The organism is Mesobacillus sp. LC4, from assembly GCF_053543455.1.
Map to the genome: position 1 here is coordinate 12,827 of NZ_JBGCUB010000006.1, position 25,786 is coordinate 38,612.

The 25,786-nt window shown below is 34.9% G+C and carries 22 protein-coding genes; 12 read left to right on the top strand and 10 right to left on the bottom strand.

The window, feature by feature from the left end:
• Positions 1–257: 257 nt before the first annotated feature.
• The 4 genes from AB5I83_RS17780 to AB5I83_RS17795 all read left to right on the top strand — a co-directional run bounded on the left by AB5I83_RS17780 (position 258) and on the right by AB5I83_RS17795 (position 4,893).
• Positions 258–938 (top strand): EcsC family protein, encoded by a 681-nt coding sequence (locus tag AB5I83_RS17780; RefSeq protein ID WP_448977194.1) that lies wholly within the window; start codon positions 258–260, stop codon positions 936–938.
• Between the two features lie 535 nt (positions 939–1,473).
• Positions 1,474–3,150 carry a hypothetical protein gene (locus AB5I83_RS17785; protein ID WP_448977195.1) on the top strand — a complete coding sequence of 559 codons (1,677 nt, stop codon included), beginning with the start codon at positions 1,474–1,476 and terminating at the stop codon, positions 3,148–3,150.
• 48 nt (positions 3,151–3,198) lie between these two features.
• Positions 3,199–3,897, top strand: a complete 699-nt coding sequence (locus AB5I83_RS17790; protein WP_448977197.1) for a winged helix-turn-helix domain-containing protein — start codon at positions 3,199–3,201, stop codon at positions 3,895–3,897.
• 177 nt (positions 3,898–4,074) lie between these two features.
• On the top strand, positions 4,075–4,893 hold the full coding sequence (locus AB5I83_RS17795; RefSeq protein ID WP_448977199.1) for a hypothetical protein: 819 nt from the start codon (positions 4,075–4,077) through the stop codon (positions 4,891–4,893).
• Between the two features lie 168 nt (positions 4,894–5,061).
• On the opposite strand, the gene AB5I83_RS17800 is transcribed toward AB5I83_RS17795, so the two are convergent.
• From AB5I83_RS17800 to AB5I83_RS17820, 5 genes are all read right to left on the bottom strand, one after another.
• On the bottom strand, positions 5,062–5,892 hold the full coding sequence (locus tag AB5I83_RS17800) for a hypothetical protein (RefSeq protein ID WP_448977200.1): 831 nt from the start codon (positions 5,890–5,892) through the stop codon (positions 5,062–5,064).
• Positions 5,893–6,265: 373 nt separating this feature from the next.
• Entirely contained in the window at positions 6,266–6,883 is a 618-nt protein-coding gene (locus tag AB5I83_RS17805; protein ID WP_448977202.1) for a hypothetical protein, read from the bottom strand.
• Entirely contained in the window at positions 6,880–7,584 is a 705-nt protein-coding gene (locus AB5I83_RS17810; RefSeq protein ID WP_448977204.1) for a hypothetical protein, read from the bottom strand. The genes AB5I83_RS17805 and AB5I83_RS17810 overlap by 4 nt, the downstream gene beginning before the upstream one ends.
• Before the next feature lie 423 nt (positions 7,585–8,007).
• Complete coding sequence (locus tag AB5I83_RS17815) at positions 8,008–9,951, bottom strand: ATP-binding protein (protein ID WP_448977205.1); 1,944 nt, start codon at positions 9,949–9,951, stop codon at positions 8,008–8,010.
• Positions 9,945–11,060: an SIR2 family protein gene (locus AB5I83_RS17820; RefSeq protein WP_448977207.1), complete on the bottom strand. Its 1,116-nt coding sequence runs from the start codon at positions 11,058–11,060 to the stop codon at positions 9,945–9,947. Before AB5I83_RS17820 ends, AB5I83_RS17815 begins: the two co-directional genes overlap by 7 nt.
• Before the next feature lie 342 nt (positions 11,061–11,402).
• On the opposite strand from AB5I83_RS17820, the gene AB5I83_RS17825 reads away from it, so the two are divergent.
• The 3 genes from AB5I83_RS17825 (at position 11,403) to AB5I83_RS17835 (ending at position 14,287) form a co-directional block, all read left to right on the top strand.
• The gene (locus AB5I83_RS17825) at positions 11,403–12,857 is read left to right on the top strand and encodes an AIPR family protein (protein ID WP_448977209.1); all 1,455 of its coding nucleotides are present in this window, start codon (positions 11,403–11,405) and stop codon (positions 12,855–12,857) included.
• Entirely contained in the window at positions 12,857–13,744 is an 888-nt protein-coding gene (locus AB5I83_RS17830) for a restriction endonuclease (protein WP_448977210.1), read from the top strand. The genes AB5I83_RS17825 and AB5I83_RS17830 overlap by 1 nt, the downstream gene beginning before the upstream one ends.
• 123 nt (positions 13,745–13,867) lie before the next feature.
• The gene (locus tag AB5I83_RS17835; RefSeq protein WP_448977212.1) at positions 13,868–14,287 is read left to right on the top strand and encodes a very short patch repair endonuclease; all 420 of its coding nucleotides are present in this window, start codon (positions 13,868–13,870) and stop codon (positions 14,285–14,287) included.
• 14 nt (positions 14,288–14,301) lie between these two features.
• Here AB5I83_RS17835 and AB5I83_RS17840 read toward each other — a convergent pair whose 3' ends face one another.
• The gene (locus AB5I83_RS17840; protein ID WP_448977214.1) at positions 14,302–16,026 is read right to left on the bottom strand and encodes a hypothetical protein; all 1,725 of its coding nucleotides are present in this window, start codon (positions 16,024–16,026) and stop codon (positions 14,302–14,304) included.
• A 111-nt stretch (positions 16,027–16,137) separates the two neighbouring features.
• Between AB5I83_RS17840 and AB5I83_RS17845 the strand changes: the two genes are divergently transcribed.
• Positions 16,138–17,388 carry a DNA cytosine methyltransferase gene (locus tag AB5I83_RS17845; RefSeq protein ID WP_448977215.1) on the top strand — a complete coding sequence of 417 codons (1,251 nt, stop codon included), beginning with the start codon at positions 16,138–16,140 and terminating at the stop codon, positions 17,386–17,388.
• Between the two features lie 640 nt (positions 17,389–18,028).
• The gene (locus AB5I83_RS17850) at positions 18,029–19,315 is read left to right on the top strand and encodes a hypothetical protein (RefSeq protein WP_448977217.1); all 1,287 of its coding nucleotides are present in this window, start codon (positions 18,029–18,031) and stop codon (positions 19,313–19,315) included.
• Positions 19,316–19,747: 432 nt separating this feature from the next.
• Here AB5I83_RS17850 and AB5I83_RS17855 read toward each other — a convergent pair whose 3' ends face one another.
• Entirely contained in the window at positions 19,748–20,722 is a 975-nt protein-coding gene (locus AB5I83_RS17855) for an ornithine cyclodeaminase family protein (RefSeq protein ID WP_448977219.1), read from the bottom strand.
• A 37-nt stretch (positions 20,723–20,759) separates the two neighbouring features.
• Positions 20,760–22,058 carry an MFS transporter gene (locus AB5I83_RS17860; protein WP_448977630.1) on the bottom strand — a complete coding sequence of 433 codons (1,299 nt, stop codon included), beginning with the start codon at positions 22,056–22,058 and terminating at the stop codon, positions 20,760–20,762.
• A 145-nt stretch (positions 22,059–22,203) separates the two neighbouring features.
• Here AB5I83_RS17860 and AB5I83_RS17865 point away from each other — a divergent pair, with 145 nt between their 5' ends.
• A complete protein-coding gene (locus AB5I83_RS17865; RefSeq protein ID WP_448977221.1) occupies positions 22,204–22,692 on the top strand; it encodes a helix-turn-helix domain-containing protein in 489 nt (162 codons plus the stop codon).
• A 161-nt stretch (positions 22,693–22,853) separates the two neighbouring features.
• Here the strand turns inward: AB5I83_RS17865 and AB5I83_RS17870 are convergent, their stop codons facing one another.
• The gene (locus AB5I83_RS17870; protein WP_448977223.1) at positions 22,854–23,060 is read right to left on the bottom strand and encodes a hypothetical protein; all 207 of its coding nucleotides are present in this window, start codon (positions 23,058–23,060) and stop codon (positions 22,854–22,856) included.
• A 608-nt stretch (positions 23,061–23,668) separates the two neighbouring features.
• On the opposite strand from AB5I83_RS17870, the gene AB5I83_RS17875 reads away from it, so the two are divergent.
• Positions 23,669–23,824 (top strand): hypothetical protein, encoded by a 156-nt coding sequence (locus AB5I83_RS17875; RefSeq protein WP_226607496.1) that lies wholly within the window; start codon positions 23,669–23,671, stop codon positions 23,822–23,824.
• A 20-nt stretch (positions 23,825–23,844) separates the two neighbouring features.
• A complete protein-coding gene (locus AB5I83_RS17880) occupies positions 23,845–24,546 on the top strand; it encodes a hypothetical protein (RefSeq protein ID WP_448977225.1) in 702 nt (233 codons plus the stop codon).
• A gap of 529 nt (positions 24,547–25,075) precedes the next feature.
• Here the strand turns inward: AB5I83_RS17880 and AB5I83_RS17885 are convergent.
• A complete protein-coding gene (locus AB5I83_RS17885) occupies positions 25,076–25,783 on the bottom strand; it encodes a M48 family metallopeptidase (RefSeq protein WP_448977227.1) in 708 nt (235 codons plus the stop codon).
• Positions 25,784–25,786 lie beyond the last annotated feature (3 nt).

The window sequence follows — 25,786 nt, forward strand, 5'->3', positions numbered from 1 at the left end:
TCTTTTCAATTAAGTTTTATTAATTCTTAATATTTTTAATGTACTCGTAACCCCTATTATCCTTGTTTGCAGACCTTTTATAAACTATTTTCTCAGCAGATGTAGTATCATTTTTTAACATATCCCCACCTCCCCTAGTAATAAAGCAATACCACATACATGCAACTGCATTATAATTCCATCTAGTTTTAGACTACATTTCATCACTTTTAATAGTATAATATTACCATATCCCCAGGGGTGAAAGGTGAGTTGAATTGTCTAAAACAAAATCTTTAACACCCGACTCAATAATGAAGGCATTAGATTGGTCTTATGATAAAGCAATTAACGGTGGTGTACCTGGAATGGACACTGCTATAGAATTAGCTGATAGTTATTTACAAAAGAGTGGTACATTAGACGAAAAAGTTAAAAGTTTAATACTTTGGCAAAACACCAAAAGTGCTACCAGTGGATTTTTAACAGGCCTGGGTGGACTCATTACATTACCTGTTGCAGTTCCAGCCAATATAGCCAGTGTTACCTTAGTTCAAATGAGAATGGTTGCGGCTATTGCACATATGGGTGGTTATGATTTAAAAGATGATCAGGTTAAATCTTTCGTTTATGTCTGTTTAGCTGGAAATGGTGCTAAAGATATTCTTAAAAGTGCAGGCATTCAAATAGGAAAAAAACTTGCAGTAACCGGAATTAAAAAAATCCCTTTTGAAGTAATAAAAAAAATTAACCAAGCTGTAGGTTTCCGTTTACTAACAAAGTTTGGAGAAAAAGGGATCATAAATTTAGGTAAGATGGTGCCTTTAGCCGGAGGAATTATTGGCGGTTCCGTAGATGCAATTGCTACAAATACAATAGGGAATGTTGCTCACAAGCTGTTTATTCAAGAGCAAAATTCTAAAAAAACGGCTGAACCTGAAATTATTGATATGTTATAGCTTTATATTGTCTGTTTTTAGATTTCGAACTAAAGACGCAGAGGGACGTACCTTACGCTTCCAATAATCGATTCCGAAAAAGGTACGTCCACATGGGTTCACCGCCAATATAGCTGTTTCTATATCTTAAGTTAAGTAGAAATAATGAAAATTTGAAATAATATACAAATTATGATATAATTAACTTTCAATTAATTTTTGTGTTTTTAGCCCAGTGCTCAGCGTAGCTGGTGCAATTCCAGCAATCATACTAAGTATTTTATTGATTTATTGTGCTATTAAACTGGAGGTGCTGCCTATGCAAAATAAATATAATGCCATGAAAACCGTAGCTATCGGAATTCTCATTAACTTTGCTAGTGAGGCAATCATGATGGTAGATCCAGCGCTGGGCTAAGAACATAAAGCAGGACTCCTTTTTATGAAGGGAGTCTTTTCTGTATTTAATGAACTATTAGTATATAAATTTCACAAAAGAATTACTGGTGTAATCTCCCTATTTTAATCCTAAATAATTCAATTAAGGATGGATTGTATGTTTTATAAAAACCTCAACATGTTTGGTATTTTATCTTTTGAACAAAAACATTATAAAGATGTTGTACAGTCAATAAAAGATTCTCGCGGCTATATATCATACATTGATGCAAAAACTGACAAAGGCAATATAAACGCAAGGTATCAGAGTTACGTAATTCTGAAACAAGCAGCATATACAACCCAGGCCCCAAAAAGAAATCAAGATGATAAAATGAATAAAATGTATACTACGTTAATGCCAAAAAGTGTAAATCAGGAACAGGTTAACACTTTTTTAAAAGAGCACGGAATGCATTCAGATTATGAATATGAATATGAAATCACACATAAAGATGAACATTCCTATACAGCATTACACCAAGTAATACCTATAGAGCACAGTGTATTTGATACAGCCTTGGATTTAGATGATAATTTCGAAAAACTGAACAGGCAATATCTTAATGAAGAATTTTTATTAAAAAATCACCAACGATTTACACTACTTCCCTTCTTAGGTAAATTCGAAGGTAATTATGTGAAGCCGGTAGTAATAGCAAATGTTTACGATGCGGGGATAATTACAATTCAAATATCAGTTGGCCATGCAGCTAACGTAGCAATCACAGATTCTGAACCAAACTTGGTTGTTTTAGAAGATCTAGAATTTTATCAAATTAAAAGTAATTATTCCTCGAGAGATTTTTGGAAAAGAGAGAAAGTATCTAAAGGTACTATTTATAAGGTCATGGATTACTATATGGACCAATTAGAACATATTTGCGGAAATTTTAATTTAGTTAGGAATACAGAAAAGCAAATTGCATGGGTTTTCGGGGATTTTAATCCTAACAAGAGATTTGAACATAATGATTTTGTAAAGAAACACCAAAACTTATACGCTTCTCACTTAATTAATGCTCCGAAGCAACTTATTGAAAGAATGACAGATGAAAAAATCGAGGAAGTTCTAAAGACTTCTCAAATAGAACATTATAAAAGTATGCATTTTTATTGTTCAGAGGTAATATCCCTATTAAGTTTTTCGCATTCAGCTTTCCATCAAGAAGCAGCTGGGAGCCTAAAAGAGGCTGAAAAAGATCTAAGGAAGCAAGGAATTTATAACGAAATGTTAATCGAGCAGTACAAAGAACAATCCCTATATACAATGTTTGAGTTCTTAAGATTTTATGAATTAACCTTTATAAAAAAATATTATGCCATTAAGCTTCTTAATAAATTATCTAGGAAAACGATTAGAAATTTAAAAGAATACAATTCCATTAGAAATGAATTTAACTCTCTTAAAATTAACTATGACCAACAATTACTTTTTAAATCACATGGAAGTCCAACATTATTATATGGTAAGTTGCTAGAAAAGTCTGGAACAGAAAACGTTGTTGAAAAAGTTGAAAAACTATTTTCTAATGCTAGAGAAGATGTAAGTAACGCTAGAGAACATGCAATAAAACAATCGGAGACTTATATTCTTATTATGACTTCTTTACTTACAGTATTGTTAGGGTATCGCGGGATAAAGTATATTGTCGAAGATATTTTAATTAATTTACCGTATATAGGTACTATTTTTTCACTTCATCCTTTGAGGTGGACATTTTGTTTTTGGATAGCTTTAATTTTTAGTATGGTTTTTCTAAACATATTTAGGTATAAGGCAATTAAATCATAATAGTTTATATATTTATTTAAGAGAATATTTTGATTCGGGTGGTTTTTTATGTTCACAGTTCAAATACAAAGAGGAAAAATTGAAGAAGTCTGCGTATCTAATGGGGATAATATACTTCGTCAAATCCCACTATTACCAGGTAAGCAATATATAATCAATCCCATCGGTAGTAAGATGAACAAAAAAAGCGGCAGGATGGTCATTTTCAAGTATATAATATCAACTCCCTCTGAGAACGTAGCGGCGGTCATATACGTTGATACAAAACGTCCTGGGAAAGTTAACGTAGAAGACCTGGATTATTTACCAGCTAAACAATTGGCCGGTAAAGATGCGATTAAATTAAGTCGTGAACCTAGTAAAGACGAACTGTACGAAGATTTTCTTCCCTCTTTTCAATTATATATAGATATCCTTAACCTTATTAATACAAGAAAAAATGATAATGATATTGCTGTTATATCGCAAAAGGTTATATCTGAACATTTGTTAATTAGTCCTTCCAATGTTTCTAAGAGGATAAAGCAGTTAGTCCGCTACGGCGCATTAAAACAACTTCAACCCGGTGTATATAAATTGCTTTATTGCTCGATATGGTACACACCTTACAGAGTGGTTCATAGTTTAATCAGGTTACTGGATGAACACCCCGAAATTATAAATTCTTATAAAGAACAGGCTTCATTCTTAGATGTACCTATCCAGGACATCTCTCAAGCATGGGCCTATATAAAATCAATCAGTTGAAAGGTAAAAGAATGAAGGAGCATGTTAACAAGGCAGCTCATAGGTAATTTGTAAAGAAATTGTTTTAATTTGGATAAGTAATAATAAATATTAAAAGTATTTTTTACATTGAGAACTTGGATGAAAAGATAAAACATCTAATCGATCAAACCTAAAATCTTTAAAGAGGTGAATGGGTTGAGTAAAATCCTAAACTGTACAAATATCCAGACTACATACGAGTCACTTAAGAGTATTCTAAGCGTAGACCTATCTGAATTAATAAAATTTATCAAATTAAATACCAAAAGATTTTCTTTTGATAGTAAATATGGTTATTCCGTTTATGACCGCCCGGATATTAAATCCATTCAAGAATTTTTCAATATACATAATTTCGATTTCAATAGTGTTGTAGTACATCACGCCACTGCTATTCTAAATGATAAAAGTTACATAGACCAAGGTATATATAATCTTAAAGGCCTGGCGGAAACACCTGATAATACATTTAAGACATTCTTAAATGGCTTTGATATTCTTTTTGAAGTCAACTCTATTGGCGAACCTTTTTTTGAATACAAAGGGGAAAAGATCTCAACAGAATATATTGATTTCAGATTTAGAAAAGACCAGTGTATTAATGGATTTCTATTTTCCTACTCCATACTAGAAGATACTAACATTAAAGAAATTAAACATTGTCCAGAACTAATAACACATTTAGGAAGACAAATAGGGATTAATTTAAAAGAGGAATGGATACAAAGATCAAAACCTAGTATGGTTTCGTTTAAGGTAGACCTAAAACAAATACATGGTAGCACTTTTTCTGGCCAGGCACTAAATTATAAAGAGAGACAAAATCATTTTATTAAAGCAGCTTTTGATTACTTACTGATTTTTGATGCAATTATGTTCCAATATCCTAAGGATAACCCAATGATTTTTTTGAACGAGGATGTTCAAATAAGTCCAGAGGATATTGTTAATATTATCCCTATAGAACATATATAATATATCCAATTAATATTAGTAAAACCATATAACCGACCACTAATTCTTTTTATCTCTTTTGTGATGTATAAATATAAGACCGTGGTGGGGTTCCACTGTCAGTTACATATTTTCACAATTCACGACATTGGTAACCGCCCACTTGTCTTCAAAAAACCTTGGCTTAATTCAACAAACCGGAATCATATCATAAAGCTCCTCAAAATAACGCTCCTGGAACTTCTTATTCAGAATCCCGGTAAAATAAGCGATCGGGTTCTTCACTTCCACCTTCGACTTCAGCTTCCGGACGAGCTGTCTGAAGGAGTCAAGGGATAGTGATAATAGGAGATCTGTTTCTTTTTCATAATTGTTACGGTAGGCAGCGACCATGCTCATCCGCCAGAATTCTTCAATCGATTTTGTGGCTGGGTAAAAGTATTTTACAAGATTGACAAAATCACTTGGAATCCGGTCACTGACAAAAAGAGAATCTTCCGGTGCTTGTTCAGCAAAAGGTTTTACCTCCTGAATTTTGGATGATTGTTCTTCAGCAGCCTTTTCTTCACGTTTATTATTCTTTATCATGTTAGTTTCAGAAGGAATGATAGTTTTATATTGGTGGCTCAATTGATCGCCATCCGGTAGTTCATTCATCGGGAAACGATTGAATAAATACAGGTTGCTAGACTGTGAGCCGTTCTTGCGCGCAGTTTCATATACAGTGAAAATACCAATTTCACTGGCCTTCAGGATCATCCTTTTAAAAGTAGAACGGGAAATCCCCATCTCCCCATACTCCTCATAAATCGCCTTCAGGACCGTCCCGATCTTGGCATTCGCCACACCAGGAATCTTCGCAGCAAAACGAGCCAGCCGCTTTAACCCAATCAACTCACCCTTACTGAAAAAACGCTTCTTATCCGCCATCCACATCTCAAAATGGTTATTAAACTCCTTCAACGAACCAAACTGTGAATACTCCGCAAAACTCTCAATAACCGCCGATTTAATTGTCATGCTAATGCACCACCCTTTCACCGTTTATATATGGATGAAAGGGTGGAAAGGACAGGGGGGGAAGCGGTGATTTGTGGCGGTTTTGTGAACGATTAGATAGGTGCTTTTTCGAGAAAAAATTACTGGATTGGGCAAAAAAATACGATGAACTGCTCGTTGTAATTCAGTTTAGACTATTTAATCAAACTCTGTAAATATGCTAATTCCTAACTTATTATTGCCGACGTCTAGTTCAATCTGAAATCTGTTTTACAAAATAAAATTCTGACTTCTGAATGAGACGTTGGAACCGGTCCAATGTCCCATAAAGCCCAGGCATCGTTTCGCATGGATGTTAATGAAATATGATTGCAATAATTTTATGTATAATTATTTAGAATATTGAAACGGGTATTACCTCTTTTCTTGACTCTGATAACAACTCACTTTCAATAGCAATTTGTATTTTCCCACTCGTTTCACTAAATGCTTTTTCTTGATCCTTTTCTAAACACAGAGAACGTAATGCTATTATCACAACACCAGATACAAGTGAGATTTTAAATTTGGAGCTATCAGATTTTGCTTCTTCCCTCAAAATCTGTTCGCTAGTCCAGTTATAATCAATTTGTAATTGTGGTGGGTAGCTTAACTGTATCTCTACAAATGGTTTAGAAGCTATTGTTTCGGTTGTTAATGATGAATTAAGCACCAATATAATATCTGATTTAGATACATACTTATCCAGATTTTCATCGAATTCTAAATCTATATTCTTATTAAAAATGTAATAATCTACCTGATCTAACCTACCAAGCACCCTAGAATTTTGTTTAACTAAAATAAATAAAAGGATTAAGATGAAAATATTTATGGTTAAAAGAGACCACATAAAAAGATTTTCATTCAAATAGGACAAAACTAAAGAAACAGGAAGAGAAATTAAAGAAGCCAAGCTCCCACCAACCAATAAATTAGGACTTTTAGAAAGTCGATTTATAAATTGACTCAATACAGTCCCTCCGTTTCATCTAATAGAAGATTATTAAAAGTATTAATTAGTAAAATCAAGTCTTCCTCATATGGGATTTTAGAAAGAGCTACTCTTGCATTTTTATATATCTTTGCTTTAAAATCATCATAATTTGAAAATAATATTGTTAACTGTGTAATTTCATTATCCTCTTTATAATTACTTCTAAATGTTTCTGAGTTTAGAATATCAGAACCAGATATTGTAAACGTTTGAAGATTTTCATTATTCGATCTAAACGAAACTTGTAATACTTGTGAATTATTTGAGAAATATAATAATTTGTTAAAAGTTTGGGTTGAAAAATTGACCCTCTCCACCATAATCCCAAAATATCTTTCCAGCATTTCCATTACTTCCAAAACAAGTGTTGCTTTTTTAGAAAAAACATAGATGAAAGGTGAGTTTTTTTTATACCATATATAGCAAGTATTAACAGTTTTAATCATTTGAGGGCTAACCTCTATTATTCCACTTTCATGAAGTTCTTGGCTCTCAATCTCATTTGTTGTTTCCCAGACAATTTCAGTCGCAATGACGTCATTCGCTATCTCATTAGATGAGAATTTAATTTTATGTTTATTATTACTAATAAACTGCTCAAGTAAGTTCGAAATAAGAGAAGTCTCAGGATTTAATCTTAAAATAAAAAAAGTTTTAAACAATGGATCTCTAAACATTATATACCTCCAACTTAAATACCATAGTAATTAAAAAAGGAATTTATTATGGGACAGAGACGGTGCTGCTGTCAAAACTTATTTTTACGTTATGGCTCTCCCTTTTTGAATAGTCAGCTCAATACCTTATTAAACAGGGATGTTCCCGCCACAACTTTGTCCAAATACCTCACTCAGACACGAATTTCTCCTTCTCTGATCTCAGCTTCACACAAACGCTGAATAATTGTCTGATTTAATTATGCGGAGACACTGTAAGGATTCGGTCGTTTTAGAAATTTGCATATTTAACTTTTCAATAGGCACAATCTATCCCCAGCGACTTCTGTAATTTACACTAAGCATTACTTCACCATTTCTTTTTTTACATGGTAAATCTTTGCCAACATTAGTATTTCCTCCATAGTTTTCCCTTCTCTTAATCTAAGATAATATATCCCCTACTAATAAAACCTCGCCTATAGCTTCACATTGTTCTATATTAAGATTCTCTTCAGTTTGACTAACCTCCCAAAGGCTTAATAAATTTACGTTATCACTACTTGGCCTTAGTCCTTTTTCTTTAATATATGAAATATTAGCAAATACAGGCATTACAAAAGCGGTGCCAGTAATAATGCAACTCCCTGCAGCTAACGTTGGAATAGCATTTTTTGAGACTCTATCTAAAGTTGTTATGGTGTTATCTAACAGTTCCAGATCTTTGTTATTAACTAAGCGATGGATAAAAAAATTGTGGATTTGAGAAATTATTGTTGGTGAGATATCAGCCGGCCTTTGGCTTGATATAGTTAAGAAGAAGCCAAATTTACGACCTTCCTTAATAATTTCTTCAAATAAGTCAAGCCTATAATCCTTCCATTCTCCCGCTTCTCTGTTTGACTGTGCTGATAAAATATTATGCGCCTCATCAATAATAAGATGGATTGTTTTATTTACTTCAGATTGATTTGTAGTCCTTTTATGTTCATCAAAAGTCATTTTAGCTAATAGTAAGGGTACAATCTTTTTTGTTTCTATATTACAATCTCTTAACGAAATAATTTGTAATAAGGCTATGGTTTCCTCTTCTTCTCCCTGTCCACTAGCTAACTCTAATACCTTTTCTAAATCTCTTATTCTTGATTTTCCTCTGTTTATTAAAGGATTTATATGGTCGAATTGTGCATGCCTTTTTAATAAGTCTGAAATCAGTTGTAAACGAAATCTAAAGATTAACTTTTCAAAGGAACTCTTTGTACCTAATAAACCCATCAGTTGATAACACTCTGTTATTCCGGATAGCCTTTCTTGGTCAGTATCTAGGTCTCCTCCATTAAAATAAGTTGCACCTTCAATATAAAATTTATTATGGGCTCCAAACCATGATATTTGATTTATCTTATCTAATAACTCGTCAGATTCTTGGGGGCTAAATAATTCATTAATTGATTCTTTAAATAAATCTAGCGCATCTTTAGATGGTGAAACTGACGTCAAAATCTTTCTTAAAAGATTTGGCGCCCAAGCTCCAATATCGAAGCCATTTCTTGTTGCCCATTCTATTCCTTTAACTACTCTATTAATAAAAGGCTTTTGGGTTTGTTCTGCTGCACTAAATAAAATAGATAATATTTCAGCATTAAAGAATACATCTTCCTTGATTTTTAATTTGTCACCAGTTGTTCTATTAGTACTAAGTTCAATTAATTGCTTTTGATTACCGGTTAACCCGAACATAGTATCTTTCGTGTACTCACCATTAAAATCAATTAAAAAGAATTTGCTTTTCCCGATTATTTTTTCAGCATTAATAGTTTTAAAGAGTTCATAGTATAAATTTGTTAAGGTATTGGACTTTCCACTTCCTGTATTACCAAAAACACCAATATGAGACCCAATAAGAGAGTTTATGGGTAACTCTACAGGTGCATTTTCAAGAAGCGTTGTTCCTATATTAATAGTGGATTGATTGTTGTTGCTAAAATCTTGTTTATTTCCTGAATAAATCGAAAAGACTTCTTTATTTGTTGGTATATAAGCCACATTTCCAATCATGGGTAAGTTTTTGATCCCATTGTTAAACTTAGAATCTATATAACCAACTATCTGCACTTCAATTATTCTATGTATAGTTCCTTTAGAAAATCTATTATCTTTATCTTTCTCTTTTTGATTGTTTAATAAATCTGTAATGTATTCTCCGTCAATTTTACCTACAATATCAATTATACCTTGCTTTATTATAATAAAGGCATTAACAGTAATATTATTGATAACCTCTCCATGATAAATAAATGTTGCGTGATTCATATTCTTCTCCACTAACACCTTGGCACGTGTACCCTTAACCTCGATAACTTCGCCAATTTTAAAGGAATTTAACATTTTCTCCCTCCAAATATAAGGCTGTTAAAGTGTTTGAAATCTATTTTGTTATCAGATTCCCCTGGACTGATAAAATGGATATTTGAAACCTTCTCACCAATACCAAGATTCTTTTTTATCGCTTGTTCTGCCCCATCACTAAAACAGAAAATATAAACTTGTAGGAAAGGATTGTTTAAAGACCTAAGTATGAGTCTACTTATATGTTCGTCAGCAAAGGAGAAGCCGAACACTATTAATATAGTTTGGTCTCTTTCCAACTCATAGCTTAATAAACGCAGCATGCTGTAATAATATTCATTTAATACGGTGTGATGAAATTTAGTTTTTTCAGGGTTAATAATAAGGAGATTTTTATACTCATCATAAAACTCTTTTAGTATTACACTTTTTTCACCGGCCACCGTTTCTAATGATTGAAGGTCCCAATTCTTTAAAAAACCCTCTAGCATTACCTGTTCATCCAGACTTATTTTTAATTCGTCAAATTTTTCAGCACACTTTAATAAGTTGCTTAGATCTTGTTTTACTTCAATAATGTCCTCAGAATGTTTTGTCCACAAAACTGAGCCGTGACATTTAATTAAATTAATCATTGGAATTTCATTTTGATAGTTATCAAATACTCCGTTTTTAGAAACAGTTTTATGGTAATTTTCCGAACTTAGGAGTCTGGTAAAATAGCCACTTGATCCATCATTAAAAAACAAGGGTTGATTTTCTTGAAGCTTCCTATCTATCGAAATCTCAAAAAACAAATCATAATTCGTTGTAAAAACATTAGCCCTATTGGGAGAAATTCTACTATTCCTCAACTGCATTTTTTGTAGCAGACTATCTATAAATTCTTTATAATTTTGTAAAACCTCTTCACTCTCATCCTTCTGCTCCTGATAAAGAAGATTTATATTCTTCCGAATAATAGAATTAAAGTAAATCGAATATACCAGTTGTTTGGTAGACTCTGATACAGTTGATGTTGTTAATAATTCCTCGATGTTGCCTAGTGTTGGGAAGAAAGGAACTGAAGCTCCGGAACCAATCAAAAAGTTTAAATTTTTCTCCGCTAATAATTTTGGAATATTTTCTATTACTTTTTCATCAATCATATACTTTTCTCCCTTGTAAATTCCTTCTTTCATTATATACTTATAATAACTTTTATGGTAAATATAGTATTAATCATAAAACAATACTTTAGCATCTACTAATCCATTATTAAGTCTTAAAAGAATGTCCATATAAATCAGTTATCTATCTTGCTATTCCAATCAAATGAGGGTATCGAAGTACAATTCCAATCATTGAACAGTTGGTTACATTTCCATTAATCTCTTTACTTTTACAACCTAATTGGCCGAGATTAATTCATAAATACGGCTAAATTTTCCCAGTCCTATTTTTATCTGAAAACACTTAGTTTAAAATGGTTAAAAAAGGAGGTTTTAACCGTGACAAATAATCTCATGCGATATGAAAAAACAGGGGATATATTTATATTAAGAGTGCCATTTCAACAATATACCGTAATGTATGATCCACACAGATTAAAAGAACACCTTTCATCAGGCAATGAATTTCCAACCCCGAGAAATTGGAATCATACTCTTTTGTATACTACATTTATTTCTGTAAGTGACTTATTTGTGGGAAAAGATATTTTGATGCCTATGAATAAAAATCCTAGGAACCAAAATACAAAATCTTCTGTTTCTAATAATATCGCCAACTCCCTCATTAATGAAGATTTCGATAGTTTCGATGAAAATCAGCAACCTATAGGATATCCTATAAGCGAGAGCTTCTATATTAATAATAGAGGAATAGCAATAGTAGCTCATCAGGTAAATCACCTAAAAGATATTACCTTTATAGGAGAGGATTCAACAATATATCCTAATGTGTTAGAAATCCACATGGACGAAAAGGAAGAGGGAAATATTGATGGTGGACATACCTATAAAATCATACTAGATCAGGTTCAAAAGATGGCAAAAAAAGAAAAGTCAATAAATGCTTATGTAAGAATGGAGATAAATGTAAATTTACGAGATATTACCACCTTTGCCGCTGCAAGGAATACAAATGCCGCTGTTAAAGAAGCATCTATCATGAACTCTAGAGGTGAATTTGACACCTTAAAAGTACTTCTTTCAGACTTACCCTTTTATGAAAGGATTGCGTATAGGCAAAATGACAAGGGAATTCCTATTGAAAATATAGTAGAATACATCGAACTATTTAATTTAAAAAAATCGCCTCTCTATGAGTCAGAGGATATGATGATTCCTACTCCATATGTTCCAAAACAAAAGTGGGGAGCTAGCAAAAAAGAAATCTTAAAGTTCTATAGTGATGAAATAAATAGTGCAGTTTTGGAGGAACGTCCTTCAGAGTATGATTTAATGGAGCCAATTATTAAAGATATATTCTGGCTATATACAGAGATAGAAAGAAATCTGCATACTATTTACAATAAGTATGCTAATGGCAAAAGAAATGCAAATTTCGCAGCTCTAGGATATGTTACAAGAAATGAAACCAAGGAAAAATCACTTCCAAATGGAAAGAAATACCGTCAACTTATTACATATGGAGATGGTCAACTAATAGAAGAAAATACCATGACCTATGTAATAGATAAAGGATTAGCCACTCCAATTGCAGGTATGTTTAGGATGCTACTAGACAAGGATCCCGAAACTGGGATATATCATTGGATAAGAGGGCTAGATATTAAACAACATGCTGCTCAAATAATTGGCTTCATTATCGAAGAAGCAATGAAGTCGGTTGCTGAAGAAGGACCTGACAATTATGCTAAAAACAGAATGACTTGGAAAAGCAATTTATTGACTATGAGCCAGTATAGAATGCAGTTATTGGCAAGAAGCGGTGTTCACTAATGACTCTTTTGGTCCAAAATGCTTATGATCAAATTGCACTTGAAATTGTAAAAAGCCTACAAAATGGAGAAAAATGTGAACATGAACTAGAAACGGAAATATTAAGTTTTTTTGCAATTTCTAGTTCGGATTTACAAATACTTTTAGATCAAATGAAAAGGCTTTGCTTAATTGACTTTACTTTGAGCAACTCTTGGTCAAATACTCACCAAACTGTTAGCCTTATAAATACAAATGATTCTAGACTTAATTCTTTGATAAGTTCTTTTCAATTTGGAGAAATACCAGTTATTCAATACGCCACCAAAACAAATACTGAGGTAGCACAACAAGAGGAAGATAGCCTCCTGATTTTTAAAAAGGAGATAGAAGAGAAAATTAATGAATACAATAACTTGTTACGATTGCGCTTAAAAGAGATACTTTTAAAAATGAATGAATATAGACTTGAAGAAGTAGTCGTGGAACTCTTAGTGAAATCAGGGGAAGGCGGGTACGGTCATACCACACCCAAAAGCAATGATGGTGGAATAGATGGAGTTGTTTTTGAAAGTCCCTTAAAGCGAGGCGCAATGCTTATTCAAACAAAAAGATATGCTGATCATATACTAGTAAATAAAAATGAAATTCATGAATTTCTTTCAGTATGTAGAACCCGAGGAGCCAGAACAGGTTATTTTGTAACTACATCTTCTTTTTCTAATACTGCCATATCTACCGCAAGATTTGATTTATGTTTAGTAAATGGGGACCAACTCATCGATATGATTCTTAAGTCAGGCATTGGCTTATTAAAAGAATATGGAAGTTTGTATTCTATTGATGAAAATTATTTTTTACGCCCCCCTCTTCCAAGTGGACAGATATTTGAAGTCACGACGTTGTAATTAAGTACTCTGTAGGGAAAAGCTGTTAGCTTTTCTCTTTTTGTGTTTATAATCATTAATCAAAAAGTTTAATACTCCATGGTTTAAGGTAAAATATTTAGCAAAAATATAAAGGAGTAATATATGGCTGACAAAATTACAAAAGAACAAAGAAGCAACGTTATGCGAGCAATAAAATCTCAATCCCAACTTGAAAACCTAGTTTCCAAAGAATTATGGAAAAGAGGCTATAGATTTAGAAAGAATGATAAAACGCTTTTCGGCAAGCCAGATATATCTATAAAGAAGTATAGAATCGTAATCTTTATTGATTCTTGTTTTTGGCATTTTTGCCCTATCCATGGGCATCGCCCGAAATCCAATCAAGGTTATTGGGATAAAAAGTTAAACAAAAATATCCAGCGCGAAGCTAAAGTAAGGGAGCATTATAAAGAATTAGGGTGGAATTTAAAAAGAGTTTGGGAACATGAGGTAAGAGAGAATTTATATAAAGCTATAGATGAGCTATCAGCTTTCATTGAAAAAAGCAAAAAAACACAATAGCCCATAGATAGAAGCTATTGTTTCAATTTATATTCTGATGTTAATTTTATTGAGGACCACCCATGGGTTTCCCCTTTGCTAAATTTCACTCTCAAACTTATTTGTTCTTTATCTCTATTCCAAGAAAGAGTATTTTGTATTTTAGTGGGTTCTTTTAATAAGACTTCTATTTCTCCCAAAATTTCAGTGTGTTCTTTATATATACTTTTCCCCTCATCATAAAAAGTTATTGCCATAGTAGCTTTTCCGAAAAGGTTTTCTATACCTTGCTTTAATTGATCTTGGCTGCCCATCTTAATTTTTCCGCCAAGTTCTTCGGCAATTTTCTCTAAACTTTCACTTCGACTAATCTTTCCTGCTACATAATTTTCTTTTACTTCAGCTACCACAGAATCAATACTTCCAACATTAAAGTATGTGGGACCAAGTATAGTACCAATCCCAGGATTTTTAGTAGTAACTTTTCTGCCTGCCTTAGCCAATGCTTTTAATGAAAAATCCTCCTGAAAATACGCTCCGTTTCTCCTTAAGATTAGCTGTATATCACCCGTATTTAACCTATCACTAATATAACTTCCCGGAACCAGTTCCATACTCTCTATTGTAAAATCTCCATACTTTTTTCTGAGGTAAGAGGTTATTGCAGATGTAATTGAAGCTGTTGAATTAAATAATTTTTGGAGCACTCCACCTTTAATTGAAGAAGAATAAGTTTCTATTAACGAAGTACATTCTTCTGTATCAACTTGTGTGACTTCCGGGTATCCTTTAAGCAAATGATAATACGTAAAAGCTTCGTGGCACTTGCCAATAGCGTTACTTGAGTTCTTACTTTCAATATACTGGTGCTTTTCTATTAACTCAGCAACTTTATCTAAAGTTAGATTATTTTTCACATAGTTCTCTGATTGAGTTGGAAAAGTTGCATAACTTGTTGCTAATTTTATAGAGGATATCGGATTACTTTCGAATTTAAAACGTAAAGTTAGTGCAATTCCTCCAAAATTAATGCCTAAAGAATTTTTGCCAATTTTATATACCTTTATCTCTTTAAAAGGTGGTAATTGATAATTAAATTCTTCTATACTTACATCGTTATCAGTTCTTCCATACGAAGTAATAAGGTTTAAATCCTCAGTCATAAACAAGTTATTAAAAGCATTAATAAAACCATAAGCTCTTCTGTTGTATAGTTCCTTTAGCAAGATAAAAGCTTCTTCACGAAGAGCATATAAAAAATCATCTCTTAAAGGATTTATTTCCGTGATAAATGAAGGGTAATAATCGATAATTAGTCTTTTTAAATCTCGAATACCAGAAATATAGTGAGTTCCTATTTTTTCTTCCACAACCACCGATAAGAATTCTTTATATCTTTTCTCGAAAAACACATTAAACTCAGATTGGGTTCTTTCTTCTAAAAAATACTTAGTGAAGAAACTTTTAGCGCCCAGATTTTTTGGCTGAATACGGGCTCCTTTTTTAATAAGAAATAAATTAATAGATACTTGCCTATTATTATCAAGTGTAAGTGTCAGGTCCTTATGTTGGTCTGGATTTTGGCTATTAAACTTAGAAATTACATAATTGATATTTGGAAATAATTCAAGAATATAATAAACTGTTTTTATGGTAGTTTGCGGATAAGTAACGATAGATTGACCTTTTAAAGCTATTTTTAAGGCCTCACACACCGTCTTAACGTGATTGTCTCCAATATGCCTCGGATTTTTTTTCATTTTTGCATCACCTCTTCTTCCTAATTATACCTTATTAAAAAAATAGAAAAAACTGGCCAACTTCAACAAAAAATGATAAAATACCTCTATAAGATTTTGGGAGGTATATTTATGAAACTAGAAGAAAGAGGACGTGCAAAATACCGCCCTTTAAAGAATTATGAACCTGAACAAGTTAAGGAACTCTTGTTTGATAAAATACTTGAAGAAGAGGAAAAGATAAAAAATATAGATGCAATTGAGGAACTTCCGGAGCTTGATTATCGCGATGACAAAATTAACGTAATTAGCTTGTTCTCAGGATGTGGCGGGTTAGATTTAGGAGTAGAGCTGGCTGGCTTATCTGCAGCAATAGGCGAGGAAAAGGCTCTTGAAGCTTTTAAAGATAAAGATTGGTTTAACGCAGTCCGTGAGTCAAGCATATTTCACACCATATATTCTAATGATCTTTTTAAAGAGGCAAATGAATCTTACAAGATTAACTTTCCTGATGTATATCAGCATCAGCTTGATATAAGAAAGGTTAAAAATTTTCCTAAAGCGGATTTAGTATTAGGCGGCTTCCCTTGTCCAGGCTTTAGCGAGGCTGGTCCACGCTTAATAGATGATGAAAGGAATTTCTTATATTTACATTTTATCCGATGCCTTTTACAAGCAAAGCCCTTTGCTTTTATTGCAGAGAATGTTAAAGGCATGATGACCCTAGGAAAAGGAGAAGTATTGAACCAAATAGTTCAGGATTTCGCTTCTGCTGGCTATAAGGTAGAAACAAAACTTGTTAATGCACGAGACTATGGAGTACCTCAGCTCAGAGAGCGAGTGTTCATTGTTGGAATTAGAGATGATTTGGAATTTAATTATAAACATCCGGATCCTACACACGGGGAAGGCAAATCACCGTATGTGACACTAAAGGATGCAATAGGTGACTTGGAAAAAGAACCTGGCGACTGGTTTGATGGGGGATTTTCACCGATTTATTTATCTCGTAACCGGAAGAAGAAATGGGATGAGCAAAGTTTTACTATCCAAGCATCTGGAAGGCAAGCACCTTTACATCCAAGCGGTCCCCCTATGGTTAAGCTTGAAGCAGATAAGTGGGAACTTCCAATAGATTCGTCATTACATCGCCGCTTATCAGTTAAGGAAATCTCTCGCATCCAAACTTTTCCAGATTGGTTTAATTTTTCTGATGGCGGAAACATGAATGTCCAAAAGAATAACAGATTGGATAAACAGTACAAGCAAATTGGCAACGCAGTACCTGTATTGCTTGCTAAAGCTATGGCTATGCCGTTAGCTAATTGGGCTAAAGACAACTTAGTAGTAATTAAAGATAGTAGTAAAGAATCTGTAAAATAAGCAATTATAGCGACCTTACCTGTTGGTAAGGTTTTTTCTTTTACGATGTTATTTAAGAATCTAGCTTCTATGCTTTATTCAAAGCCTTACCAAAGTCATAAGGTTGGCTAAAATAAGGCTTGCCACAACTTATGCACTCTAGGTCACAAAGGCGGTTATAATCCAATTTATCTTTTTGTTCTCGTGGGTATTCTTCTACTCTAATAACAACTAGAATCCCGTCACAAATACAGTTCATCTCTACACTTCCCTACATACTTTTATATCCCATTTAATTGAAAAATGCATAACCCTTTGACTACTTGAGAGTTTTAATGAATCTTATTTATACAGGTATCACATAAAGAGTGTTTGCAAAAAACATGAATCATTTGGATTTTCATAGGGACGGTTATTGTGCAAACTTGAATCTTTCCGAAACCATGCCGAAGATTGGAGTGCCATGAGAAACCGTCCCGTTGTTCTTCATAGATTTTTTAGATGCTGACGGTTTCCCTACCCTAATAAGTCCAGTTAATAAGACATTAGACAATCCCCATGTGTATTCGTTAATATTAATATTCCATTTTCGTCTTAATATTTCGATTTATCTAATATATAATAGATTTTGAAAACTAACAATAATAAAAGGATGAAAAAAATGAGACTAAGATTTGAAGAATGGATTACTTCTCAAGAAATATCTAGTGATGCCAGAGATCTAATTGATGAAGCGCTAGTATGCTATAAAGCTTCGGCTTACAAAGCCTCATTATTATTTACTTATCTTTGCTTTCAAACAATTATAAGAGATAGAATGTTGAATGCACACAAGCCAAATAATATTCCACAGGGGATGTGGGAAGATATACTAAAAAATCTTAGAAATGAAGACAAATGGGATTCAATAGTTTATGATAACCTCCAACGGCAATCACCTAAGGAGATTTTTTTATTGAATGACGATATTCGAAACCAAATCACCTATTGGAAAAATAGGAGAAATGATTGTGCTCATTCGAAGAATAACAAAATAACAGTGTCTCATGTTGAAAGTTTTTGGACATTCATAAGATCAAACCTATCAAAGATAATGGTAAATGGAAGCCAAGAAGCATTAATAAACAAAATAAAGAGGCATTTTGATGTTAGTTTAACTGCACCAAATGCTGATATTTCGCACATAATAAATGAGGTACCACATGCTGTAGAAGAAAGTGATCTCAACTCATTTTTTACCTCTATTTATGATTATTTTATAGATTCTGATGGTCCTTTTTGGGATTTAAATGATAAGTACATAGATTTCTGGGAAAAACTATTTTCAATAAATAGCGATAAAGTTACAATTCAATTAGTTCATTATATGAAATCTAACGAGAACTTAGTTATGACTTTTTTAAGATCGTTTCCGAACAGGGTAAACTACTTTTCAAGTGATACATCTTTTATCCGTAATTTGTGGTATACAAAGATTTTTGAGAATGCCGTTGATCGTAAAGGCGACTTAAAGATATATTGTGCAATTTTAAGAAGTGGATTAATTGAGACTGATCAATTAAATGAAGCCAACGAAAAAATTGCAAGGGAATTTAGAAATGTACTCCCAGATGAAGATGATTTTTATACTCTAAAAGAAAATAACTTTTTCCAGAAATTCAAAGAGATTGTATTTACAACAGAATTACTTAATAACTTTGATAAAGCGAACAATAGAAGAGATGTTATAGTATATTATTTAAAAAAATTCCCATTAGATGAAGAAATAGTTCGTATATTAACAAACACCTTTGATTTCAGTAATCATCCATGGCATCTAAGAGACTCCCTAAATGAGTTTTTTGAAGCAAATCCTGAAAAACGAGATTCTTTTATTAGTATCTTAGAAGAGCATGATATTGATCCGCCAGAATATTTGAGTTCTCTTACAGAACCAGCATCAGAATAAGATGCTGGTTGTTTTGATTTTTGCTTGCTTTTTCAGGTTGTAAACCCTATATATTGATTTCATAGGTTCTTGAGATTAAAAAGGAAGAAGAACATCTAAATATCTTTTTGCTTCAAAACGGATCCAGTACCAATAATACCATTTCCTTCGGAGTCATAACTTGTAGAATTTGTAAAGAGAGCCCGTGCAATTCCAAGCTCTCTTATTCTTGTATGGTCGATGATTTTAATATTACTTAATTAATTAAAAAAAGATGAAATCATCATGATTTCACCCTTTTATTTGAAAGCTTTATTTATTATTAGAATAACAGTTACAAAATAACTTATTTTATGTAGAAAAGCCGAAAATAAGATAGAATAGTTTCCTACTAAATATAATTAATGAGCTGCCAACCCGTCCCCCATTCCAATAAAATCTGGTCTGACTGTCCTACAGAAGGATCTCCTCCCCTTCATCCATTACTTCAGCCTTCCCAAAAACCCCCTTCGCCACAGCCAAATCAAAATGAGCCGCCCCAACCGATTTAAATATAGTAATATCCTCAACTCCACGTTCAACAGGATTCACATGAAGTTCCGCCAATGTACCGGAAAGCTGATCAAACGACCATTTCCCCTGCCGCACTGCATCAATGAATTCTCCAGCTTCTGCTTTCATCCCGTCATAATCATCTGCATAAATCAATGTTGCTTTTTCAATCACACCTAACGGAATTTCACGCATTTCGGGTAAGTAACTGCCTACGCCGATGATATGGGTCCCTGCTTTTACATAATGCGCATCAAATACTTCTTCGGTTGATCGGGTCGCACAGCAAATGACATCTGACTGGGCGACGGCTTCGTTCCGGTCGACGCCGGTATGTATCTTAGCGGTAATACCTGCCTCTTTGAGCTTTTCACCGAATGTGTATGTCTTTTCAATGGAACGGTTGATTAAATAGATGTCTTGAATCGGCAGTACGTTCACGATTCCTAATACTTGCTCGAACGCCATTCCGCCTGTGCCGATGACGGTCAGCACTTGGCTGTCGGGCCTGGCGAGGTGGCGGGCTGAAATGGCACTTAATGCGCCGGTTCTCAATCGTGTCAGATAGGAAGCGGACAGTAAGCTTATATGTTTTCCTGTTTGTAGTTCTGTGAGTAAAATGGCTCCTTGTGTGGTCGGAAGATCGGCTGAGCTGTTATCAGGAAAAATCGAGACAATTTTGGTTGCTGCCATGGATGTTCCGTCGGAACTTGGCATATAGAGGACCGATCCGTTTCGTTCCGGGACATTCAGTACTGTTCGATGAGGATTTTCAACACGTCCTTCATGAATCGCCACCAACATGGCTTCTACATCGCGGATGGCATCTTCGATTTTATAAATAGATTGGATCAGTTGTTCGTTAAGTATAAGCATATTGAATCTCTCCTTCTTATGTAAAAACTCGGCCAAATTATTTGGCCGAGCTCATTTTTCCAGTGATCACAGTGGGTTCAACGCGGCTTTTCACTGCCCAGATGGCAATCAGTGATACCACAGCAGTAAACATAATGTAGAGTGCAACTGGGACGTAGGAATTATCGAATGCTGCGAGCAGCGCTGTGGCAACGAGTGGCGCTGTTCCGCCAGCGACTGCGGCCCCGATTTGATAGCCTAGTGAAACCCCGGTATAGCGAACTTTGGCATCAAAGATTTCCGAGAACATGGTTCCAAGTACTGCGGTAATCGGAGCCCAAATGATTCCCAGGCCGATGATCGTCGCCAAAACCAGCATCAATACACTGCCTTGATGAATCATCCAGAAATATGGGAAAGCGAAAGCCATCATCGCCAATGTACCAGCGATATACATTTTCTTACGGCCAACCCGGTCTGACAGACTTCCCATGATCGGAATAAGGATGGTCGTAATGACAGTTGAAATCATGACGGAACCTAACACAGCGGAGCGGCTGAATCCTAGAGTGCTTGTCGCATACGAAACAATGAACGTACTGAAAATATAGAATGGAGCTGTCTCCACCACTTTTGCACCGATGGTGATCAGCACTTCTTTCCAGTAATAGCGAAGGGTATCGACGATTGGCAGCTTTGGAATCTCGCCTTTTTGCTGAACTTCCTTGAATTCTGGTGTTTCATCGATTCCTTTTCGAATCCATAAACCAAAGACCACGAGCAATGCACTGAAGATGAATGGCACGCGCCAGCCCCAAGACATGAATTGCTGCTCTGGCAATAAGCTCATGAGCCAAAGAGCGAGTGTACCCATCACCATACCGATCGTTACACCCATTTGTGGAATAGAACCGAAGAATCCTCTGCGTTCTGCTGGAGCATACTCAGTCGCAAGCAACAGAGCTCCTCCCCATTCCCCGCCGATTCCAAGACCCTGAATCAGACGAAGGGTGATCAAAATGATCGGTGCAGCTACACCGATTGCTTGATATGTAGGCAAGATGCCCATTGCAAATGTCGCAGCACCCATCAAGCTTAATGTTAAAACGAGTGTCTTTTTCCGGCCGATTCGATCCCCGATATGACTAAAAATAATTCCTCCAAATGGCCGGATGAAAAATGAAAGTGCAAACGATGCATACGCTAAAAGCAAGCCTACTGTTGGATCCTCGTTGACAAAGAATAATTGATTAAATACAAGTGCGGCCATTGTTCCATATAGAAAATAGTCAAACCATTCAATGGAACTGCCAACAAGGCTGGCAATCAATACACGCCAGGTCGTTTTCTTATCCAATTGTTGCATTCTCTCTTCCTCCTTTTTAAAATTGAAGTGGTACTTCAATTAGATTTTAGATAATAGTTAATTTTCTGTCAACTTTGTTCAGATTGACACAATCTCCTTCTATGTTAAAAATAGTAATTAGGAAGGTGGGAGTTTTATGATCGGTGTGCGACTGAAAGAAATCCGTAAAGAGAAAAAAATGACTCTGAAAGAACTTGCAGAAGGAGCCGGTGTTTCCATAAGCTTTCTTTCACAAGTGGAGCGTGGAAAGTCCAGTGTCACATTAGAGTCCCTTCGTAAAATATCCGAAGTTCTAGACGTCAATCCAAGTACCTTTTTTCCAGGTAATAATGAACCTGTGAGTGAATCTTCATTCCATTATAAAGACCTGACACAACAAGTCCCAAACCCAGACTTTCATCCCATACTCGTCACACTCCCTGCAAACCAAAGCGACGGACAACCCTTTTCACATAGCGGACATGAATTCGTCTATGTAATAGAAGGAACTTTGACACTGCAAATAGGTACCAAGATGATTGAACTCCAACAAGGAGAATCCTGGTTCTTTTCAGCTAGTGAAACGCATTATTGGTACAATCATACAGATCAGACGATCAGATTCCTCGTCGTCTCATCCAGATAAACACATAGAAAAACACAGGGACGGTTCTGGTGTTTCATAAATTGGTAAAAATTACTAATTTACTTAACAGAAGAACCGTCCCCGCGTTTCTTCCACCCCGTTGCTAAATCCTGCCAATAAATACAAAAACCGACAACTTTTAAATTGTCCGTTATCGCAATTCAACTTACCCCCAACGCCTTAAAAACAGTATTAATCGGGTCTGAATAAAATATAGGCTGCTCTTTTATTAATAAGTCTGATGGGACAGTCTGAAAATCAACAACTGATGATGCGGGGATCAGCACTTTCTTTGCTCCTGAACCCACACATATCTGCAGCACGTCGGCAAACTGTTCAACCTTTTCTATCGTTCCACCAACAGTCATATTACCGGGCAGCTGGTGTTCGTTTTACGTGCTGTCCTACTTCTTCAAAGACTCCTAATTGAGTTCCTCCCTCACGAATGTTTCTCAATACGGTTTTCGCAAGCAATTGATCTTCCTCTATGGTCCGGGAGTCTTGTTTTAAGTTCATACTCGCGCTTTTAGTTTCCGGCATTGCTATTTTATGCAGGTAGGAGAAAAATAGAAAGCTGTTCGTAAAGTATTTTGTTAAGCCGTGAAATGAATAGGTACTAATAAATTTCCCAAGTTCGTTAATTAGGAATAAGTGACTTAAACTAAGAGTTTGCCAGTATAATATAAAATGGATTCTCCTGAAGGAAGAAACAAAGATTATCTTGCAAAATACCTTTAAGCCCCTTAGAGAATAAAGTCCTTAAAGGAACTATGCTCTGTTCTCTTAGAAGTTCAGCTCATATAAAATTTTCCCAACGTTAGTGATAGGTGAAATTGCCCAGAAGAACTGACAGATATAGGAAAAGGTGATAAGGTTTCATTGTAACGTTACGGTTAGAAAAAAAATCCAAATAGGAATAAGCCTCCAAAACTTTATTTCTATTGCATGCAAAACACATATATTAGGAGGTATTTAAGTGACTAGAAACAGTAAGCTTTCCATCGTCTTGCTAATGACGATCAGTGTCTTGATTACCTATTATGCGACTCAGCCTATGGTAGTCAATATCTTTAAAGGAGTGTTCTTCATATCAGTAGCCATAATGGTATGGGATGCATTTCGAAAAAAATAAGTAGTTTAAGGAGAATCCATATGAAAAAAATAGTATCAATGATTTTAAGTTTTGCACTTCTGATTTCAGTTTTTGCACCTTTATCAAAAGTACAAGCCGAAGAAAACTCTAGGGAACGTATTCCTGCGCCAGCAGAAACTCCAACCTATGAGAATATAGAAACGGAAGTACTAACAGACAACGCTACTATGAACATCATGAAAGTTACATACGAAGAGAATGGGGAAAGAAAAACGAGCATTTCTCGTTACAATAAAAAGACTGGCGATGCGTATTTTGACGGAAAGTTAGTAGCAACCATTAAGGAAAAGGAAGGTACTGACCAGTCGGAACAAGGAACAGTCATCCTGGAAGATGACCCAAACGTTATTATGCCTTATTATTCAAAATACACGATTGGTCCATCTGATGTAGGATCAGGAATGTACGTACATTCATATAGCAGAAATATGAAAATTCATGTCTATAGTCTAGCAACTCAGCTAGCAATTGCTTCCGCTTTGGCACAATCCTTCCTTGAGAGGAAACCGGATGTAAAAGCTGCGGCATTAATTGGAGCTGCCGCAGGTTTAATTGCGTTAACATTTGGAAGTTACACATATGATTTAACCTACAAGCATTATTACGACTACTCTAAGAAGTATTGGTACATGGACAAACTTTTTGTCTATAAGAATGGTGCAATTCAAATGGAAATTCGTCACTTCTTTGGAAAGCTGTAGTTGTCAAGAAACAAGAGAGGCATTTCTCTCTTGTTTTTTTGTTTCAAAGTAGATTTGCACTAGAATTACGCATATAAAAATAGATATACACTTGATATAATAAGAGTGTACTTACATTCAGAGCATGGTTGCTCTGCCTAATGCAAATGCAAAGCAGTTGGAAAACTGAGAGAACAACTCTCGTTTTTCGACTGCTTTCTTTGCGTTTCCAGTAAGTCATTCATGAAAAAACACAGGGACGGTTCTGGCGTTTCATAAATTGTTAAAATATGCTATCCACTGATATGGAAGAACCGTCCCCACGTTTCCAAGGTGGAACATTACATAGAATGTATCTGATTATGCTCCGAGAATACTTTGTTGGAAGCAAGCTTCTTTCCAAATGCCAGTATGAATATAAACACGAGGAAGGGGATGATGTAACTTACCGATTCCAACAGAAAAGAATGCTCATCTATCCCTTTTTAGGATAAGGATAATATTTTTGAAGTTTTTTGCTCCGCTGAGAGGATCTGTCACCCCCGCTACACTAAACCTCCATCCTCCACCCCGACACAGCGAGCCATCGCTCATACCGTTCATATTCAGGCATGATTTTTCCGACAAGCCGCCAAAATGAACGGTCGTGATTCATATGGACCATATGGCACATTTCATGGACGACAACATAATCAATCACTTTCATTGGTGCCATGGACAGCTTCCAATTGAATGTCAAATTCCTCATGGAATCACACGTTCCCCAGTTCGTCTTACTGTCCGTGATTCGAATCGAGCGCGGCTTTATTTTGAATTCGCTTTGAAAAAATTTAACCCGTTTTTCGACTAATGCCTTGCACTGCTGATAGTAAAATCGCTTCAAAGCCTGTTTGATGCTCTCTTCATTTTGCTCTTTCACGTATACGTGGAGCTTGTCTGCCTCGAACACGGCATTGTCTTTTTCGATATCTGCATCCTGGGAAATCAGAATGTGATAGAGTCTCCCCAAATATAGAAACTGTCCGCCTGGTCCGTACTCTTTTTCCCTATCGGCTGAGGCCCGCTCTTTCATTTCCTTCGCCCTTTGCAGGATCAAGTCCCACTGGCCTTCTAGGATTTGAAGCACACTTGCATCTGAGGTCCCCTTAGGAGCGTGGACTTCGACATGGCCGTACAAATCCATATAAATGCCGATTGATTTCCGATTTTTAAAAATCACATCATACCGTATTGTTTCACCTAAAAAAGTATGAAGCATGTC